Raw genomic sequence first — 17,436 nt, 5'->3', positions numbered from 1 at the left:
ACAGCGGCGGTGTGCCGTCTAAATATTTCCCTCATGCGGTGGTTCACGTACTGACGTGGGCACTCATTACCGGGGCAGTTTCACTGGGACACAAAACTATATGCACCCGGTGCTAAAAGACAGATAAATGTCACCCCTTTTTTGTGAGCTGTCCGCTCTGAAAGCATGAGAGAATAGACTAGGTATCCGCTCGCTTAGACATATCAGAAGGAGTTTTCAGTGGTCGATTACGCACTCGGTGACCGCGGTAGCGTTGACATTGTCACCGATGATTACTACGAAGCAGAAACCCTCCAAATTTTCGAGGAACTGCACATCGACCGTGAACGTATCTGGTACGGTGAAGCGCGTCTCGTGCCCGAACCGGATAACCCCTACGAGCCCAATAGCATTGCCGTCTACATTGACGAATTCAAGGTGGGCCGCATGAGCGCGGCAGACTCCGCCGCGTACTGGGATTCCATTACCCGCGTGGTCGCCTCCGGCTACGAACCCATCGCGCACCTGCAGCTCTCCGCTGTTGCCGTACGCGCTGAAGGCGGCGGCATGCACGTGAAGAGCACCGGCGTGCTCTCCCTGTCCGCACCCGGGTCCCTCTTCCCCCTCAACGACGCACCGACCCGCGCGACCCTGCTGCCCCAGGGCCCCTCTATGAAGGTGCTGGACGAGAAGGAACACTCCGAATACCTGCACAGCATCCTGCCGCCCAGCGGTGAGGGTCGCGTCATTCTGACCCTGGAAGCGAACCAGCTGAAGACCTCCGACGGCCGCGTTGTTGACAGCGTGGAGGTGCGCCACGACCGCAAGCTCGTCGGTCGCCTGAGCACCCAGATGTCTGAGCAGCTCGCACCCGTGATTCGCTACGCGTTCGAGAACGACCGCCTCACCAGCGCATGGGGCACTATTCGCGGTAACACCCTTGAGCTGTCGCTGACCGTTCAGGCGGCACGCCCCGCAGATATTCCGCAGGAATGGTACGAGACTCTGCCCAACAACGTTCCGGCTCTACTGCCCGTTGGTGAAGACTACGATGTGCCCCCGGCATTCGTGCCCACCGAAGGTGAACGCCACTACCTGGAGTCTTCCGCACAGCAGGCTCCGAAGAAGCGTCGCGGTTTCATGAGCTCCCTGACCGGCGGCTCCTCCGCACCCGAGCCGGCTCGTAGCGAACTCGCCGCAGAGAAGCCCGTCATCGAGTACAGCATTGAGGAAGAAGAATACTACGAGCCGAACGAGCGTGACCGTCTGCTGAACCTGATCAAGGGTGCAGGCCTCGCCGTTCTGGTCGCCGGCCTGATTTCAATGCTGTGGACCCCGATGCTTGGCATCCTCATCGCTATCCTAGGTGGCGCTGTTGCGGCAGTCGCTTTCTACTTTGGCCGTCAGCCCTACCACGAAGGCTACGGGGACTACGACGAGTACGAGGAAGAATATGAAGAGACCGACGAGGCTGAAGAAGACTCGAAGGCATAAATTCCTCTGCTACAGGGCGTAAAGATACAACGCAACGATACAAAAGGGGCGGCTACCCCACTATCACGGTGAGGTAGCCGCCCCTTTCGTATGCCCTGTACGCTGCCCCCGAAGCCCCGCGAGAATGCAGAAAAGCCTCGTTAGAACCTGAGGTTAAAACTTGAGGGGGTGAAAGCCTCATCAGCTTTCACCCCCTCAAGGAGTCGGATCTTAGTCCTGGCCGTAAGTCGCCATGAACTGATCCATCGTATCATTCTGCAAAGCATGTGCCAGCTGCGCATTTGCAGCCTGATCTACAAAAATGATTGACTGACCATCATAGGACCAACCCGGACCTGCGTTCGGAAGAGTGGTCATACGCATCGTGGTATCACCGCTAGTCAGCACCGGAGCCGCAATCTGAGCAATCTGCGCTGCATTCAGACCCTGGTCCACGCGCATATAGTCGGTCAGAGACTCGATAGAAGACTGGAAAGATGCCACGTTGCTCAACGCACCCTTAGCCTTCATCGTGTTGTACAGGCCGCGCAGGAATGCACGCTGGTTACGCACACGCTGGTAGTCGCCATCAGCGAACGAGTAACGCTCACGAACAAAGCTCAGAGCGCCACTACCGTTGAGGTGCATCAGACCCGGAGTAAAAGTCCAGACATTACTGGTGAATGCGAAGGGAACCTGAACGTCCACGCCGCCAATAGCGTTCACGAGAGACTTGAAGCCTTCAAACTCAATCTCAGCCACGTGGTCGATCTTGACGCCCACCAAGTTCTCGATGGTAGCAACCTGCAGGGAAACACCGCCATAGTTCAGTGCTGCGTTCACCTTAGCCGTACCATATCCGGGAATATCAACCCAGGTATCTCGCATAATCGAGATGATGTACACGCCCTTGCCGTCAGCCGGGATGTGCATGAGCATAATGGTGTCTGCACGGGAACCGCTCACCAGAGCTGCATCAGCGCCGGTACGAGTATCGCTACCGAGCAACAGAATGTTTTTGCCGGGTCCCTTAATAACGCCGTAATTGTATCCGTTGTCCAAGATACCGTCGCCATCTGCATCGTGTTCGCTGGCGTTAGCTGCAAGAGCCGCAGCAGCATCGGTGGTGCCGTTCTTGCCGGTATCCGAGTTGGTGACGGTCGGAGCCTTCAGCTCCGTCACGTTGAGCTTCTTAGCCTCGCCAAGCTGCTCCTTAATTTTGCTGAGGTCTTCGTCCACCTTAGTGATGGAATCGAACTTCTCGGTCTTGCTATCCCAGGTGTGGCCAGCACGCCAAATAAAGAAACCAATACCGAGGGTAATAACCAGCAGAAGAATCAGCAGGATCAGCAGAATACGCTTGACCCATTTCTTCTTCTGCGACGGTTCAGAGTGAGCGTCGCTCATTAAGTTGTCCTTTGTTTGAGGTGGTGATACGCGAGACGCACAGCGCATCCAGCGAAGTCTCTAGAATACAGAGAGCCGGAGAATACCCGCCGATATGGGGCGGTGCTGGAGGGCACAGAAAATGCACAGCTCGCAAAATACTTTCCCATTGTAACGCCGTCAGCGGGTCTACGCACCGGTGAACGAAAGGTTTTACATTACAACTTTCCTCACGTTTGGGCGAACCATTCTGGTACCCGCATAGAACGCGCAATGCCCCGCCTCCCTGAAAACCAAGGAGAACGGGGCATTGATTTCGCTAAAAAGCAAAAGTGGGAAAGAAGATTTACTTCTTGCCGAAGTTGCCGAAGCGTGCGTTGAAGCGCTCGACGCGACCTGCGGAGTCCATGATGCGCTGCTTACCGGTGTAGAACGGGTGCGACTCGGACGAGATTTCAACCTCGACGATCGGGTACTCGTTGCCGTCTTCCCACTTCTCGGTCTTGTCCGAGGTCATGGTGGAACGGGTCAGGAAGACCTTGCCGGATGCGAGGTCGCGGAACAGAACCAGGTTGTAGTCCGGGTGGATTTCTGCCTTCATTGATTACCTTCTTCTGCTACTGGATTTTGCCAGTAGCCCTTATATAGATGGAGTAGGTTTTTCGATGTGCAGCTATCGAGAAAATCTCAGAGCGCATCACCATTGTGCCCGCATAGGGCGTGCACAACCCATTAAGGGTACCACCTTCACGGATTAAATCCCAGTACGTTCCCTCACAGGCACTAACCCACACACCGCAAGGCACCCGAAGAAGGCACTCACGCGGGTTAAGAATCAGGTGAGAACTCAGGTTATGAACGCGGGCGGGTCTCCCAGAACGCCACAGCGCTCGCCGCCGCAACGTTCAAAGAATCCACACCGTGCGACATCGGAATCATCACCGTATCGTCACACGCCGCGAGGGTACGGGGCGACAGTCCGTGCCCCTCCGTGCCCAGGATCAGCGCCAGCTTCTCATCCCGGCGGGCAGAAAGCTCCTCCAGGGTCAGCGAATCCTCCTCCAAAGCCAACGCCGCGCTCTTAAAGCCCAGCTCGCGCAGGGTCTGCAGGTCAGCAGGCCACGACTCCAGGCGAGCCCACGGCACCTGAAAAACAGTACCCATCGACACTCGAATCGAGCGGCGGTACAGCGGATCAGCGCACCGCGGAGTCACCAGCACAGCATCCACGTTCAGCGCGGCAGCCGAACGGAAAATAGCTCCCACATTCGTGTGGTCCACAATATCTTCCAAAATCGCCACGCGAGAGGCACCCTGCAGCAACTGTTCCAGAGGCTGCGGCGCCGGACGAGCCATCGCCGCCAACGCGCCACGATGCAGATGAAAACCGGTCACCTGCTCCAACTGCTCCTCACTACCCACATACGCGGGAGTGTCAGGATGGGCGCGCAGAACATCCGCCAAATCATCAGCCCACTTCTCACTCATCAGGAAAGAAACGGGCTGATGACCGGCAGCGAGCGCACGACGAATCACCTTCGAAGACTCCGCAATGTAAATACCCCACTGCGGCTCCATGGCGCTACGGAGCTTCACGTCGGTCAGCTGCGTGTAGTAGCGCAAAGCCTGCTCGGGTGCCTGCGCCAGAGCCGTGACCGACTCGATGGCGTAGACACGCTCGGCACGCTCAGCGATCTGTTCGGCGCTCAGCTGCTTCGGGGCACGGCTCATGCGCGCTTGAACGCGGAGTAACGACCCGCGGAGGTGACGGTCAGAGCCAGGTCCATGTCGTAGGTTGCTGCGAGGTTCGCCTCGGTAATGGTGGACAGGATCGGGCCGGCGGCGACCACGCCACCGTCACGGACCAGTAGAGCGTGGGTGAAGCCCGCCGGGATTTCCTCGAGGTGGTGGGTGATGAGCACGGTAGCCGGTGCGTAGGGGTCAGCGGCAAGTGCGGTCAGACGCTCGACCAGGTCCTCACGGCCGGAGATGTCCATGCCTGCGCCGGGCTCGTCCAGCAGCAGCAGTTCGGGGTCGGTCATGAGGGCGCGGGCAATCAGTGCACGCTTACGCTCGCCGTCGGAGAGGGAGCCGAAGGTGCGGTCAGCGAGGGTGTCGACACCCCATTCAGCCAGCAGCTCGGTGGCGCGCTCGTCGTCCATGACGTCGTATTCTTCCTTCCAGCGGCCGGATACAGCGTACGCTGCGGTCACGACAACGTCGGAAACCTTCTCGTTGGCGGGAATCTGGTTTGCCGAAGCACCGGAGGACAGACCAATGCGCGGGCGCAGGTCGAACACGTCAACAGCGCCGAGGGTCTCGTCAAGGATTTCAACCTCGCCGCTGGTCGGGTGCAGGCGGGCTGCCGCAACCGACAGCAGAGTGGACTTACCGGCGCCGTTGGGGCCCAGAACAACCCAGCGTTCACCTTCGTTCACAGTCCAGGAAACGTCGTTGAGAATCTTGCGGCCGCCGCGAATCACGGAGACATTCTGAAGGTTGAGTACGGTGCTCATGGTTCTTCTTCCAGTGAGTTAGATGGATGGGATGCGCCCCCCACCCCGCAACCCGTGCCGGGTTATCGGAGCGGTTGGCGCATAGTGCGCGGGTACCCCACACTGGGTTCCTCGCGCGAAGCCTTAGGGGCTATAGGTGCCGCCGCGTCAGGGGCGGCGCGCCTCATCAAATGTACCTTGTCAGAGGGGCGGGCGCATCCGCAACGGCACCTATAGCAGCTGAAGTTATTAGTCGATGAAGCCGCGTGCGCCGCCGACCAGCTCAACGTGGCCGGTCTCAACGTCTGCGGTGACCATCTTCGCGATTTCCTGCGCGAACTCGTTGACGGTGTAGAGCTTGCCGGCGGTCTCGCGGCGCTGCTCAATAGCGCCGGGGTGCAGGCGGTTCAGCAGGGTTGCGGTGACGGTGCCTTCAATCATGTCAGCGGACACGACGACCAGGGAGATACCCTTCTCGGAAAGTGCGGGAATCTCGGCAATCAGTGCGTCTTCGCCTGCGCGCTTGGACTCTGCGACGGGCCTGTACTCGTCCATGGTCTCAACCTCGCGGATGAAGTGTGCCTGGTGGCTGGTCACGAACACGATACGTGCGCCCTCGGGCATCTTCTCTGCAGCCAGGCGTGCCAGGTTCAGCTGTGCGTCACGGTTCAGGCGCATTGCGTAGTCTTCGCCCATGCCGGTTTCCATACCGCCCGAAGCGTTCAGGATCAGGTAGTCCAGAGAGCCGAAGGTCTCCACGGCGGTGTTGACGAGGTTCTGCAGGTCCTCATTGTTGGTCACGTCAGCCTGCACTGCGATTGCCTTGCCGCCAGCCTCTTCAATAGCCTTGACGATCTTGTTCGCGCGCGGTGCCTTGGAGCGGTAGTTCACCACAATGTTCGCGCCCTCAGCGGCGAGAATCTGTGCGGTGTCTGCGCCAACGCCGCGGGAGGAGCCGGTAATGATGATGGTCTTGCCGGTCAGCTGTGCCATAGTTTTATGTCCTTAAAGTCTAGAAAGGGTGCGCCCACGTTCGGGCGCTTCGTGCAGTCCGTACGGGGTGGGGTTAGTGACCCATGCCCAGGCCGCCATCAACGGGGATGACAGCGCCAGAAATGTAGCTAGCCTCATCGGATGCGAGCCAGCGAATCACGCGAGCGACCTCTTCCGCCTCCGCGAAACGACCAGCGGGGATGGACGCCAGGTAGTTCTTCTTGGTTTCCTCGGGCAGAACCTCGGTCATTGCGGTGTTAATGAAGCCCGGTGCCACCACGTTAGCGGTGATGTTACGGCCGCCCAGCTCACGGGTGATGGAGCGTGCCATACCGACCAGTGCAGCCTTAGATGCGGAGTAGTTGACCTGGCCGGGGGAACCGTACAGACCCACCACGGAGGAAACCAGGATGATGCGGCCGCGCTTGAGCTTCAGCATGCCCTTGATGGCGCGCTGAACCACACGGAAAGAACCGGTGAGGTTGGTGTCGACCACGTCGGTGAAGTCTGATTCCTTCATGCGCATCAGCAGCATGTCGCGGGTGATACCTGCGTTGGCGACCAGCACCTCCACGGGACCGAACTCTGCTTCAATTTCCTTGAATGCTTCGTTAATGCTGTCGGCATCGCGTACATCTGCCTTGACGGCGAAAAATTCTTCGGGGGCTTCACCGCTACGGTAGGTGATGCAGACGTTGTGTCCTGCTGCCTGGAATTCCTTGGCAATTTCGTAGCCGATGCCTCGGTTGCCGCCGGTGACCAGCACGGTCTTGGGAGTGTTCTCGCTCATGAGCTTCCTTGATGAGTCGACCCCTCACGATTAGAGCCGATGTAGCGGCTACGCGGTTGGGGTGTGGACGGATGGACAGACAAACCCTATTTTACCGCGTTTTAGCGCAAAGGTGCCGCAGGCTACACTCCACTCTTGAACACTGAACACCTGCTCCCCTTCTTTTACAAGCCTGATCGGGCGCGTACACTAGCTGAAGCGGAACAGCCCGCACCCCTTTTCTGCCCGGTCGCGCGGGCACGGAATAACACCGCACGTCGAGGCGCAATAGTAAGGATAAGAAGACATGGATCTGCTCGGTTCACTTTCTCAGGATGCACAACCCGAGTACGCCAAGTGCTCCCGCAAGGGCTGCCAGCAGGCGGCAGAATTTCAGCTGCTCTGGAACAACCCGAAGGTGCACACCCCCGAGCGCCGCAAGATTTGGTTGGCGTGCTCCGAGCACGTGGGCTGGCTGGAGAATTACCTGCGCGAGCGTGAGTTCTGGAAGCAGACTCTGCCCTTTGAGGGGTAGTGCCACTTGAGGTGGCGCCGCTTGAGTAATAACCCAGTCTATCGAAAGTAATTTCGATATATGCTATATTTGTTCTAATTGGTTCGAGTGAACATCCCGGCACCCAGGCAACCACACTCGCAGGGCAATCGCATTCAAGGAGGCACCTCCCCATGATGGGCTATTCGCACACCGTCAGCGCCGCAGCTGGCTGGCTAGTGCTCGTCGAGACGGGAGTGGTGCAGGTTCCCGATACCCCCACCCTCATCGTGACCACCCTGGCGTGCGCCGGTGCGGGCATGCTACCGGATATTGACCACCACAACGGCAGTATCGCCAACTCCATCCCGCCCATTTCACGCTGGGTAGCACGCATTGTCGGGGCGGTCAGCGGCGGACACCGCAAGGGAACGCACTCCATTTTGGGTCTGGTAGCTTTCTGGGCAATTGCCTATTTCAGCGCCAACCTGAGCTACAACGGAATCCCCTGGGCTTCGCTGCTTCTTGCCGCATTCTCGGGCGGCCTGGCATTGCGCGTGCTCGGCGCACCGGGTGGATGGATCGGTGCCGTCGCCCTCGGGTACGCCGCCTACACGACTGATTCGCTGGCACTGCTCCCCTGGGCTATTTCGGTCGGCGCCACCATTCACCTGATTGGCGACCTACTGACAACCCGCGGACTACTGCCTCTCTACCCTATTGTTATCAAACCCCTGGTGGCTTCCCCCCTATGGAAAAAGAGCGGCTACATGGCACTGCCTATTCTGGGCGATGCCGGCAGCGTACGCGAGAAGGCACTCGTTCTAGCACTGACCGGGTACATCACCTGGTACGCGGCAGCCATGATGGGCTTTACCGAATACCCTCTGCAAATGTTCGGACTGGGTATTCACGCGGCATAATGTGCCGCATAACTAAATTCTCACTGAGGACAGCAAAGCGCCCCGTCACTTCCCTACGGAAGCGGCGGGGCGCCTTTCTAATCCTTATCCCGACCTATCGGGGTGAGAGACTAAGCGTCCTGGATGGGCCAGAAGACGTCAACCTCAACGTTCTCTTCACCGGAGGTGGGGTACTTCTCGAACTCAGTGTTGTGCATTGGTAGTTCTCCTTCGTGAGCGGGCGGGAATCTCTTCTCCCCCGCGTTAGCTCACCATCGGTAGTGAGCCCTAATGTTTCGCATTTGCGTCCTCGCAATGGCGGGAACAGTTATAAGTCTACGCCCCACGCTTGTTGTGTTTCTACCATTTTTCCCACAATGTATGTAGAGACACATGAAAAATTCAAAAAGCCCACACAGACCCCCTGAAATATCGCCTGAGAGCTTTTCTTTCCCTCAGAAAAACCCACAAGGCAACATTATTTCCCGTCAAATATGCCGCAAGTTTCGTGTGTCAGAACCCACAAATCACATGCACGGGAACACAATTACAGCACATATGCTCAGAAAACAATACAAACCCACGGGTCAGGTCACATTTTTCCGCACTATTCACGAGAAAAATACCGGCAGTATCTCCGCAACACATTTTCAGAACACAAAAATACGCCCTGGACAATACACCCCAGACAATAAAACAACGCGCAATACACACAAGAGGCTCCGGTACCACGCGGCACCGGAGCCTCCCCCGTACTTTTATGTCGGCTTTTATGTCAGCGGATAATGCTTTACGCCAGCGAAATCAGGTCCTGGTATTCCTTCGACCACAAATCCTCCACCGCATCCGGCAGAAGCAGCACACGCTCAGGATCCAGCGCCTCCACGGCACCCTCATCGTGAGAAACCATCACAATAGCGCCCTGGTACGCCTTCAACGCGTTCAGAATCTCCTCACGCGAGGCGGGGTCCAGGTTGTTGGTCGGCTCATCGAGCAGCAGCACATTCGCGCTCGACGCCACCAGGGTCGCCAAGGACAGACGGGTCTTCTCACCACCGGAAAGCACACCGGCAGGCTTATCCACATCATCACCGGAGAACAGGAACGAACCCAGAATCGTGCGCACGCGGGTGTCATCCAGATCCGGGGCAGCAGACTTCATGTTCTCAAAGACAGTGCGGTCACCATCAAGAATTTCGTGTTCCTGCGCAAAATAGCCCAGCTTCGCGCCGTGACCGTACACGACCTCGCCCGTATCAGGCTTGGTGGAACCAGCCAGCATGCGCAGCAGAGTGGTCTTACCGGCACCGTTCAGACCCAGCACCACCACGCGCGAACCGCGGTCAATCGCCAAATCAACGTCCGTGAAAATCTCCAGAGAGCCATAGGACTTCGACAGGCCCTGGGCAGAGAGCGGAGTCTTACCGCACGGCGCCGGATCCGGGAAGCGAATCGCCGCAACCTTATCGCTCTGACGCTCATCCTCCAGGCCGCGCAGAAGCTTCTCAGCACGCTTAATCATCTGCTGAGCAGCAACAGCCTTCGTCGCCTTCGCGCGCATCTTATTCGCCTGCTCCATCAGAGCATTCGCCTTCTTCTGCGCATTCGCACGCTCACGCTTGCGGCGGTGCTCATCCTGCTCACGCTGAGTCAGGTAGTTCTTCCAGCCCATGTTGTACTGGTCAATCACGCAGCGGTTCGCGTCCAGGTAGAAGACGCGGTTGACGACCAGCTCCATCAGCTCAACGTCGTGGCTAATAACCATCAGGCCGCCCGAGAAGTTCTTCAAGAAGTCGCGCAGCCACAGAATCGAGTCGGCATCCAGGTGGTTGGTCGGCTCATCCAGCAGCATGGTGTCTGCATTGGAGAAGAGAATACGCGCCAGCTCCACACGGCGACGCTGACCACCCGACAGAGTAGACAGCGGCTGGGCGAGCACACGCTCCGGCAAGTCCAGGTTGGAGGTGATGACCGCCGCCTCCGACTCAGCCGCGTAGCCGCCACCGGCAATAAACTCAGCCTCAAGACGGTCGTAGCGGCGCATACCCTTAGCGCGCACCGCCGGGTCCTCACTAGCCATATCGTTCTGCGCCTGACGCATCTTGCGCGCCACACCGTCCAGGCCACGCGCCGAGAGGATACGGTCACGCGCCAGCTGGCTCATGTCATCCACCTTCGGGTCCTGCGGAAGGTAGCCGATAGTGCCGCTGCGGGTCACCGTACCGTCAGCGGGCAGGGTCAGACCGGCAAGCACCTTAGTCATAGTGGTCTTACCGGCACCGTTGCGGCCCACCAGACCAATCTTATCGCCCTTATCGATGCGGAAGGTGACCTCTTCCATGAGCAGGCGCGCGCCTGCACGCAATTCGAGGTTCTGTACAGCAATCATGGGTGCCTTTCCGGATGGCGGTCTGGTGTGTGGGTTGATAGTGCTTGGTGGGCGGGATTCGCCGAGTTAGAAGCGGCGAGCGCGCAGAGCACCTCATCAATTTTAGTGCAGGTGTGCCGAGTGCGCATGTGGGGCACCTTTTGTTTTCATGGTGTGCGGTGTACGATACATACCGAACACTATTCGTAGAACATTGTTCAAAAATTGGGTTGTGACAAGCAGTCAACCACCGCCACCCTCAACTCTGTAGAAAAATCTGCAGAGCAATACGTATCCAAGGAGTACCACCCCAATGACCGATTCCGTGCGCGAATCAGCCCAGGAACCCCAAGCACCGCGCCGTAACGTAGCGGCAAAGACCTCCCTCGCCACCGACCTCTCCCTCATCGCAGTGTTCGCGGGCTTCATCGCCGCGCTCGCCATCATGCCCGCCGTCAGCTTGGGTGGCGTTGCGGTTCCCTTCACCTTCCAGACCCTCGGCATTTACATCACCGCTCAGGTGCTCGGCGGCAAGCGCGCCACCGCCTCCGTGGCGCTGTACCTGCTGGTTGGTTTTGCTGGCCTGCCCATCTTCGCTAAGGGCGGCGCCGGTTTGGGTACGCTCGCCTCCCCGAGTGCCGGCTATCTGCTCGGCTTCCTGCCCTTCGCCGCTATTGCCGGTACCCTCGCCTACCTGTTCACCCGCAACACCCGTTCGGTGGGTGCGACCTTCCTCATGGCTCTGCTTGCGAACTTCTGCGGTTTTGTGGTTCTGACCGCCTGCGGTATCGCCGGTATGATGGTGAACGCCCACATGACTTTTGACGCCGCATTCAGTGCGGCAATGGTATTCGTTCCCTGGGATCTGGTGAAGTCCACGATTGCGGTTCTGGTTGGTTTGTCGGTACGCCGCGCCTTCCCGTCCCTGGCTTCTGCCCAGCGTTAAAGGCACACAATGTGCCGCACGAGAGGATAGCTATGTTTTTTCGCCGCTCCACGCGCCAGAATGCACCGCAGCAGGTGCAAGGCGAGCAGGCGGTGAGCGCCTCTACCAGCATGCCCGCCCTTGAGCTTGAATCGGTGAGTGTTTTCACTGAGCTGCCCGAAGGCGGGCATCGCCGTATCCTCAAGGATGTGAGCCTGCAGTTCACGGCGAAACGCACCGCGGTGCTGGGCCTGAACGGTAGCGGCAAGTCCACCCTACTGGGGCTTTTCAATGGGCTCACCCACCCGGATGAAGGTATTGTGCGCGTGAACGGTGTCGACACCCTGGAGGCACCGAGCCGCGGTTCGCAGGGTGCTCGCGGTCATTCGCAGGGCGCTTTTGAGGGTGTGGGCATGCTCTTCGCCCAGCCGGAGGCGCAGCTGATTATGCCGACCGTCGCCGAAGATATTGACCTGAGTCTGCGCCGTGCCGCCGCCGTTGAAGGCAGTGCCCTCAGCGGTGAGCAGCGCCTCGAACGGATTCGTGAACTGCTCCGCGAGCGCGGCCTCGAACACCTTGAAAACCAGAGCGTTTTCACCCTCTCAGGAGGCGAAAAGCAGCTGGTCGCTCTCACCAGCGTGCTGGCGGCGCGCCCGCAGATTCTTCTGCTCGATGAGCCGACCACCCTGCTGGATTTGCGTAATCGCGCGCGGCTACTTAAGCACTTGGAGTCGCTGGATCAGATGCTGGTGCTCAGCACGCACGATCTGGATTTGGCGGCGTCCTGCGATGAAGCCGTGATTATTCATGACGGTCGTTTGCTCGCCCAGGGGGATGCGGCGCAGCTGGTTCAGCAGTACCGCACGTGGTGTGCCGAGGGGTTCCCGAATGAAGGCGCCGATATCGAAGATGCAGGCGACAGCACGGACACTGCAGGAGGCGCGCATGGGCGCTAACACGCCGCGCGTGAATCCTCGCCCCGCCGGCCAGGGCTCGGATTTCAACCCCGGTACTCTGCTGGTGGGTTTCTACCAGCCGTTGAACACGCCGGTGCATCGGGCGCCGCTATGGTTCAAGGGCACGCTCTTCTTTGGGTTGTTCTTGTTGTTGGCGGTGACCGGCTGGCAGGTGGCGCTGGTGGCTTTGGTGGCGTCCACGTTCTGCGCGTTGTGGGCTGGTGTGCCTGCCTCCCAGCTGTGGCTGGTGGTTCGCACGCTGTCTCTGCTTTTGCTGATCATGGTCGGCTATTACGTGTTGACGGGCCAGTACGCTTCCGGCGCGGATGCTATCGCGACTATGCTGACGGCTTTTTATGCGTCCCGCGCTCTGCTGGTGAGCACTCCCCTGCCGGTTCTAATTGACGGTTTTGTGAGGCTGTGTTCGCCGTTGCGTTTCGTGGGTCTTTCTCCCGAGCGTCTGGGTCTGCTGATTGCGTTGATGGTCCGGTCGATTCCGGCGCTCATGGACCGTTGGGGTGCGTTGCGCAGGGCGGCGGTGGCGCGTAACCTGCCCAAGCGCATGTATTGGCGGCTGCTGATTCCGTGGGTGGTGCAGGCGGTTGATTACGCGACGGCGACCGCTCGTGCTTTGCGGGCGCGACACGTGGACGAACTGAAATAGCGCAGATACGCGAAAAGGGCGGGGTGAACCATGTAGGTTCACCCCGCCCCTTCGCTTTACTCGCCTAGCTTAGGCTGGTTTAGGGCGTTTCAATGAGGAGCGCCGCCGGGAGCTGCTCCCACCACAGGTACCAGTCGTGCTGACCGTAGAGCGCCTCCACGAGCTTGTCGAAGCCGCGGTAGACACGCACCGGCATCGCAGAGGAAACCATCGTGTGCTCGACCGCCAGGATTTCGGCGTCGCGGCGGGTCGTGACCGGTACCGGCGTGTAGAACTCGATAAAGTCCGAGGCAATAACAGCCGGGTAGGCGTCGTCACGTTCAAACCAGTAGCGGGCAATAGACAGCATCGCCTCGGGGCTGGGGCTGGAATCCCACCCGCCAAAGGGCAGGTAGGCAAATACCCCGGATACATCCCGCAGCGGCAGGTCCATGATGAGCAGTTCCGCGGCGCTGTCAATGTCGGTAGCTTTGACCTTCTCATTGATGATGCCGGCGGTCAGTTCGAATGGGTACTCCGCCTTCAGCGGCATGCCGATATCGTCTTCACCGAGTTCGCCGTTTTCCATGAGACGGCGGTAGGTTTGCAGGTAGGCGCTCTCGTTCAGCTGTCGGAACGCCTCATGCGCGGCGACTTCTACACCGACCTGGTCCAGGTAATGATGCTGGTCGGTGATGAGCTCGTGTGCGTACCGCTTGACGGTGTCTGCGGTGATGTTCTGCACGGGCGTTGAGGTGCGCAGGGAGACGTTATTCTCAATGGTCCCGAGCAGAGTCGGGTCGAGGGCAACCACGATGGGGGTTGTTCCCCGGTTCTTGCCCTCGTAGAGGTGTTCGAGGTATCGCCGGTTAAGTTCGGCTCGTGGGGCGCCGTGGCGGATTCGCTCGTGTGGGTAGGGATACAAAGCGACGAAGCGCTCGTAGAGCTCTGCCATGGTGTTCTCCGATGTTTGGTTGCCCCCAGTTTATCGCGTATTTTCGCACAAAAATACGGGTTTTTGAAGGTTTTAGCAGGGCGCGGAGGGCGCGCGATTTTTTCGTTTGATGAGTGTGTATCGGTGTGTGCTAAACACGCTTAAACTGCCTTTGTGTTGGGCGGTTTGCGCACCGATTTTCGCCAGAAAAAGACAGAAATTTTTTGCCACCATATGAGATTTTGGGCGAGTTACACCGGGCGGTGCCAAAGGGTGCGGCGGACACTTTCGCGGAGGTGCGGGGCGCCTCCTGCAGGTCGGTATCCGCTGCAGAACTCGGGTAGAACAGGCACCAAGTTCATGATTTACAGCCATAAAGCACCCTATTTTCTTCTTCGGCGCGTCATATTTGACGTATTAGGGGCGTCTCGGGCGAGTTCTGCCGCCGCCGCGTAGCTGCTGGAGTAAAGTGTTGGTACCAGCTACCACCCGTGCCGCGTTGGTGCGGAAAACGTCGCTGGGACCATCAACTCGCAGGAGTTCAAACCAACGGAGGTTCTCATGTCGAATAACTACTACAAAGAGATGGTTCGCCTGGCAGACAGCATCGCTGATAAGGCGCATGAGGGGCAGACTGACCGTAATGGCTGGCCCTATATCTCCCACCCTCGCCGTGTGGCTCTTGGGGTACGTAAGCTTGCGTGTGAGTTGGCTGCCGCGACTCACCCTGATATCTCTTTGGAGGAGCTGAAGGCTGAAGCGCAGATCGTGGCGTTGCTGCATGACACGGTGGAGGATACCGGCGTTTCTCTCGCTTTCTTGGCGCGTCACTTCTCGGCGCGTATTGTGGATGCGATTGAGGCCTTGACCCGCCGCCCGGGTGAGTCGCGTGAGTCGTATCTGAGCCGGGTGCGTGTGAATGATTTGGCTCGTCTGGTGAAGCTTGCCGATATTGCGGATAATACTGACCCGCAGCGTTTGGCGCTTCTGGAGGAACCGACTCGTACCTGCCTCATGATCAAGTATGAGCACTCGCTGAAGCTACTGCACCTGAACGATTAGGTTCAACGCTAACCGAAAATAGAAGCCGCCCGGTATGGAATGTGTTCCATGCCGGGCGGCTTCTATGAATCATCTATTGAATTAGTCCAGGTGAGAGACTGCGTAATCAGCTTCTTCCTCGGTAAATCCTTCAGCAGATGAAGTCAGCTGGGAACGGATTGCCTCGGGAGACATGTTCATCGTCTTCTGGTAGCTCTTTGCCGATTCCAAAGCATTTGCGTTCCAGTCAGCCTTCACGTTATCCACGGCGTACTGAGCCGCCTCGGGGCTAAACTTTTCGGCAGAACTTGTCAGCTGGTTATAGATACCCTGCTTCGACATATGCATAAGGCGGGAGTACGACTGCGCCGAGTTCAACGCTGATTTGTACTCGGTCGGTACTTTATCGCCCTGCTTTGCCTTGGATTCCGCCGCCGTGGTGGCAGGAGCCGCAGAGGTACCGGCATCTGCCGCAGAAGAGGTATCAGTACCTACCGCAGCGGAAGAAGCACTAGTCGCAGACGAATCAACAGCCGCCGAAGATGAGGGGGCACTTACCTTAGTGGAGCTCTTAGAGCCGCCCATCATCGAAGCGCAACCACCAAGAAGAAAAATAATTACGAGAGTGATAAACCACCAACGGAGGTAGAAAGGCTTCTTCTTAACGTAGACAGAACCGTCAGCGGCAATAATCTTTTGTGCCATGATTTCCTTTCGGCTTTCCTCAAGCAACCGTTGCATGAAGAAAACCAATATGAAGTGAGTGGATAATTCACAAGGAAATATACTTGACCCCCCCCCATTGTCAAAGTGGCAAAAATTGGCGTTGCTCAGAACAAGCATCCACTGCTCACATATCTGATATCGCATAAAAGTACCCGCCCGGTGCCGAAGGCATACACCTTCCGCACCGGGCGGGTACTTTATTTGCGGTCAGGAGCTTAGATGTTGAAGCCCAGCGCGCGCATCATATCGCGGCCGTCCTCAGTAATACGCTCCGGGCCCCACGGCGGCATCCAAACCCAGTTCACACGCCAAGAATCAACCAGGTTATCCAGGTTGCTCTGAACCTGCTCCTCAATAACCTCCTGCAGCGGGCAGGCTGCGGTGGTCAGAGTCAGGTCCAGAATGAGGGTTCCATCCTCATCCCAGCGCAGACCGTAGAGCAGACCGAGGTCAACAATATTGACGCCGAGCTCCGGGTCAATGACCTCCTTGAGGGCTTCCTCAATCTCTTCCTGAGGAACACGACCCTGCACAGTCTCAGTCATAGTCCTATCTTTCTGTCAGAATCCGGTAGGAGAAGAAGCTTACTTCTTACCCACGTAAGCTACGTAGCCCTCTTCTTCCAGGCGGTCAGCCAGCTCGGGGCCGCCCTGGTCAACCATCTTGCCGTCCACGAACACGTGCACGAACTGCGGCTTGATGTAGCGCAGGATGCGGGTGTAGTGGGTAATCAGCATGACGCCCATGTCGTTCTCGTCGTGCGCACGGTTAACGCCCTCAGACACGATCTTCAGTGCGTCAACGTCCAGACCGGAGTCGGTCTCGTCCAGGATGCCGAACTTGGGCTTGAGCAGCTCCAGCTGAAGGATTTCGTGGCGCTTCTTCTCACCACCGGAGAAGCCCTCGTTCACGTTACGTGCGATGAACGCGGGGTCGATCTCCAGGTTCTTCATGGCTTCCTTAACGTCCTTGGTCCAGGTACGCAGGGAGGGAGCCTTGCCGTCCACAGCGGTCTTAGCGGAACGCAGGAAGTTGGACATGGTCACGCCGGGGATCTCGACCGGGTACTGCATAGCCAGGAACAGGCCTGCGCGTGCACGCTCGTCCACGCTCATCTCGGTGATGTCCTCACCGTCGAGCAGGATCTGACCGGAGTCAACCTGGTACTTGGGGTGACCAGCGATGGTGGAAGCCAGAGTGGACTTACCGGAACCGTTCGGGCCCATGATGGCGTGAATCTCGCCCGAGTTGATGGTCAGGTTAACGCCCTTCAGGATGGGCTTGGTGGTTTCGTCGTCGAGGATAACCGAGACGTGAAGGTCCTTGATTTCAAGGGTAGACATTGATTTCTCC

General features: G+C 58.3%; 18 protein-coding genes. 7 read left to right on the top strand and 11 right to left on the bottom strand.

Annotation, left to right across the window (positions count from 1 at the left end):
- The first annotated feature begins 219 nt into the window (after positions 1 to 219).
- Positions 220 to 1,473, top strand: coding sequence for an HIRAN domain-containing protein (locus tag HMPREF2842_RS05835; protein ID WP_070643275.1), 1,254 nt, complete (start codon positions 220 to 222; stop codon positions 1,471 to 1,473).
- Between the two features lie 210 nt (positions 1,474 to 1,683).
- Here HMPREF2842_RS05835 and HMPREF2842_RS05830 read toward each other — a convergent pair whose 3' ends face one another.
- From HMPREF2842_RS05830 to HMPREF2842_RS05805, 6 genes are all read right to left on the bottom strand, one after another.
- Positions 1,684 to 2,859: an LCP family protein gene (locus HMPREF2842_RS05830; protein ID WP_070634073.1), complete on the bottom strand. Its 1,176-nt coding sequence runs from the start codon at positions 2,857 to 2,859 to the stop codon at positions 1,684 to 1,686.
- Between the two features lie 325 nt (positions 2,860 to 3,184).
- Entirely contained in the window at positions 3,185 to 3,439 is a 255-nt protein-coding gene (locus tag HMPREF2842_RS05825; protein WP_005506069.1) for a type B 50S ribosomal protein L31, read from the bottom strand.
- 251 nt (positions 3,440 to 3,690) lie between these two features.
- Entirely contained in the window at positions 3,691 to 4,569 is an 879-nt protein-coding gene (locus HMPREF2842_RS05820) for a TrmH family RNA methyltransferase (protein ID WP_049347606.1), read from the bottom strand.
- Positions 4,566 to 5,354 carry an ABC transporter ATP-binding protein gene (locus tag HMPREF2842_RS05815; protein ID WP_049327170.1) on the bottom strand — a complete coding sequence of 263 codons (789 nt, stop codon included), beginning with the start codon at positions 5,352 to 5,354 and terminating at the stop codon, positions 4,566 to 4,568. Before HMPREF2842_RS05815 ends, HMPREF2842_RS05820 begins: the two co-directional genes overlap by 4 nt.
- A 228-nt stretch (positions 5,355 to 5,582) precedes the next feature.
- Positions 5,583 to 6,326: an SDR family oxidoreductase gene (locus tag HMPREF2842_RS05810; protein WP_049347604.1), complete on the bottom strand. Its 744-nt coding sequence runs from the start codon at positions 6,324 to 6,326 to the stop codon at positions 5,583 to 5,585.
- A gap of 73 nt (positions 6,327 to 6,399) precedes the next feature.
- On the bottom strand, positions 6,400 to 7,116 hold the full coding sequence (locus HMPREF2842_RS05805) for a beta-ketoacyl-ACP reductase (protein WP_005509097.1): 717 nt from the start codon (positions 7,114 to 7,116) through the stop codon (positions 6,400 to 6,402).
- 286 nt (positions 7,117 to 7,402) lie between these two features.
- Between HMPREF2842_RS05805 and HMPREF2842_RS05800 the strand changes: the two genes are divergently transcribed.
- Entirely contained in the window at positions 7,403 to 7,630 is a 228-nt protein-coding gene (locus HMPREF2842_RS05800; RefSeq protein ID WP_005506080.1) for a hypothetical protein, read from the top strand.
- Positions 7,631 to 7,782: 152 nt separating this feature from the next.
- Complete coding sequence (locus HMPREF2842_RS05795; RefSeq protein WP_049347603.1) at positions 7,783 to 8,511, top strand: metal-dependent hydrolase; 729 nt, start codon at positions 7,783 to 7,785, stop codon at positions 8,509 to 8,511.
- Between the two features lie 769 nt (positions 8,512 to 9,280).
- Here the strand turns inward: HMPREF2842_RS05795 and HMPREF2842_RS05790 are convergent.
- Positions 9,281 to 10,879, bottom strand: coding sequence for an ABC-F family ATP-binding cassette domain-containing protein (locus HMPREF2842_RS05790; RefSeq protein WP_070643273.1), 1,599 nt, complete (start codon positions 10,877 to 10,879; stop codon positions 9,281 to 9,283).
- Positions 10,880 to 11,171: 292 nt separating this feature from the next.
- Here HMPREF2842_RS05790 and HMPREF2842_RS05785 point away from each other — a divergent pair, with 292 nt between their 5' ends.
- The 3 genes from HMPREF2842_RS05785 to HMPREF2842_RS05775 are packed head-to-tail and all read left to right on the top strand — an operon-like array spanning position 11,172 to position 13,403.
- Positions 11,172 to 11,804, top strand: a complete 633-nt coding sequence (locus HMPREF2842_RS05785; protein WP_070643270.1) for a biotin transporter BioY — start codon at positions 11,172 to 11,174, stop codon at positions 11,802 to 11,804.
- Positions 11,805 to 11,836: 32 nt separating this feature from the next.
- Positions 11,837 to 12,739 carry an energy-coupling factor ABC transporter ATP-binding protein gene (locus HMPREF2842_RS05780; RefSeq protein WP_070643267.1) on the top strand — a complete coding sequence of 301 codons (903 nt, stop codon included), beginning with the start codon at positions 11,837 to 11,839 and terminating at the stop codon, positions 12,737 to 12,739.
- Positions 12,729 to 13,403, top strand: a complete 675-nt coding sequence (locus tag HMPREF2842_RS05775) for an energy-coupling factor transporter transmembrane component T family protein (RefSeq protein ID WP_070643264.1) — start codon at positions 12,729 to 12,731, stop codon at positions 13,401 to 13,403. The genes HMPREF2842_RS05780 and HMPREF2842_RS05775 overlap by 11 nt, the downstream gene beginning before the upstream one ends.
- A 79-nt stretch (positions 13,404 to 13,482) precedes the next feature.
- Here the strand turns inward: HMPREF2842_RS05775 and HMPREF2842_RS05770 are convergent, their stop codons facing one another.
- A complete protein-coding gene (locus tag HMPREF2842_RS05770) occupies positions 13,483 to 14,337 on the bottom strand; it encodes a DUF4253 domain-containing protein (protein ID WP_049354623.1) in 855 nt (284 codons plus the stop codon).
- Between the two features lie 540 nt (positions 14,338 to 14,877).
- Here HMPREF2842_RS05770 and HMPREF2842_RS05765 point away from each other — a divergent pair.
- Positions 14,878 to 15,378 (top strand): HD domain-containing protein, encoded by a 501-nt coding sequence (locus HMPREF2842_RS05765; RefSeq protein ID WP_005506097.1) that lies wholly within the window; start codon positions 14,878 to 14,880, stop codon positions 15,376 to 15,378.
- Between the two features lie 81 nt (positions 15,379 to 15,459).
- Here HMPREF2842_RS05765 and HMPREF2842_RS05760 read toward each other — a convergent pair whose 3' ends face one another.
- The 3 genes from HMPREF2842_RS05760 to sufC all read right to left on the bottom strand — a co-directional run bounded on the left by HMPREF2842_RS05760 (position 15,460) and on the right by sufC (position 17,426).
- On the bottom strand, positions 15,460 to 16,062 hold the full coding sequence (locus HMPREF2842_RS05760) for an Ltp family lipoprotein (RefSeq protein WP_070643262.1): 603 nt from the start codon (positions 16,060 to 16,062) through the stop codon (positions 15,460 to 15,462).
- Positions 16,063 to 16,298: 236 nt separating this feature from the next.
- Positions 16,299 to 16,628 (bottom strand): metal-sulfur cluster assembly factor, encoded by a 330-nt coding sequence (locus HMPREF2842_RS05755; protein ID WP_005506103.1) that lies wholly within the window; start codon positions 16,626 to 16,628, stop codon positions 16,299 to 16,301.
- Between the two features lie 39 nt (positions 16,629 to 16,667).
- Entirely contained in the window at positions 16,668 to 17,426 is a 759-nt protein-coding gene (gene sufC, locus HMPREF2842_RS05750) for a Fe-S cluster assembly ATPase SufC (protein WP_005506105.1), read from the bottom strand.
- Positions 17,427 to 17,436: the final 10 nt, after the last annotated feature.

It is taken from the genome of Rothia sp. HMSC069C10 (assembly GCF_001812205.1).
Lineage (GTDB): Bacteria > Actinomycetota > Actinomycetes > Actinomycetales > Micrococcaceae > Rothia > Rothia mucilaginosa.
This window is presented reverse-complemented; position numbering and strand designations above follow the sequence as displayed.

Bases quoted from the DNA above. Each gene is read 5' to 3' on its own strand.
- HMPREF2842_RS05790 (WP_070643273.1), bottom strand. From the start codon at position 10,879: ATGATTGCTGTACAGAACCTCGAATTGCGTGCAGGCGCGCGCCTGCTC.
- HMPREF2842_RS05825 (WP_005506069.1), bottom strand. From the start codon at position 3,439: ATGAAGGCAGAAATCCACCCGGACTACAACCTGGTTCTGTTCCGCGAC.
- HMPREF2842_RS05755 (WP_005506103.1), bottom strand. From the start codon at position 16,628: ATGACTGAGACTGTGCAGGGTCGTGTTCCTCAGGAAGAGATTGAGGAA.
- HMPREF2842_RS05760 (WP_070643262.1), bottom strand. From the start codon at position 16,062: ATGGCACAAAAGATTATTGCCGCTGACGGTTCTGTCTACGTTAAGAAG.
- sufC (WP_005506105.1), bottom strand. From the start codon at position 17,426: ATGTCTACCCTTGAAATCAAGGACCTTCACGTCTCGGTTATCCTCGAC.
- HMPREF2842_RS05820 (WP_049347606.1), bottom strand. From the start codon at position 4,569: ATGAGCCGTGCCCCGAAGCAGCTGAGCGCCGAACAGATCGCTGAGCGT.
- HMPREF2842_RS05800 (WP_005506080.1), top strand. From the start codon at position 7,403: ATGGATCTGCTCGGTTCACTTTCTCAGGATGCACAACCCGAGTACGCC.
- HMPREF2842_RS05780 (WP_070643267.1), top strand. From the start codon at position 11,837: ATGTTTTTTCGCCGCTCCACGCGCCAGAATGCACCGCAGCAGGTGCAA.
- HMPREF2842_RS05810 (WP_049347604.1), bottom strand. From the start codon at position 6,326: ATGGCACAGCTGACCGGCAAGACCATCATCATTACCGGCTCCTCCCGC.
- HMPREF2842_RS05770 (WP_049354623.1), bottom strand. From the start codon at position 14,337: ATGGCAGAGCTCTACGAGCGCTTCGTCGCTTTGTATCCCTACCCACAC.
- HMPREF2842_RS05815 (WP_049327170.1), bottom strand. From the start codon at position 5,354: ATGAGCACCGTACTCAACCTTCAGAATGTCTCCGTGATTCGCGGCGGC.
- HMPREF2842_RS05775 (WP_070643264.1), top strand. From the start codon at position 12,729: ATGGGCGCTAACACGCCGCGCGTGAATCCTCGCCCCGCCGGCCAGGGC.
- HMPREF2842_RS05805 (WP_005509097.1), bottom strand. From the start codon at position 7,116: ATGAGCGAGAACACTCCCAAGACCGTGCTGGTCACCGGCGGCAACCGA.
- HMPREF2842_RS05765 (WP_005506097.1), top strand. From the start codon at position 14,878: ATGTCGAATAACTACTACAAAGAGATGGTTCGCCTGGCAGACAGCATC.
- HMPREF2842_RS05785 (WP_070643270.1), top strand. From the start codon at position 11,172: ATGACCGATTCCGTGCGCGAATCAGCCCAGGAACCCCAAGCACCGCGC.
- HMPREF2842_RS05795 (WP_049347603.1), top strand. From the start codon at position 7,783: ATGATGGGCTATTCGCACACCGTCAGCGCCGCAGCTGGCTGGCTAGTG.
- HMPREF2842_RS05830 (WP_070634073.1), bottom strand. From the start codon at position 2,859: ATGAGCGACGCTCACTCTGAACCGTCGCAGAAGAAGAAATGGGTCAAG.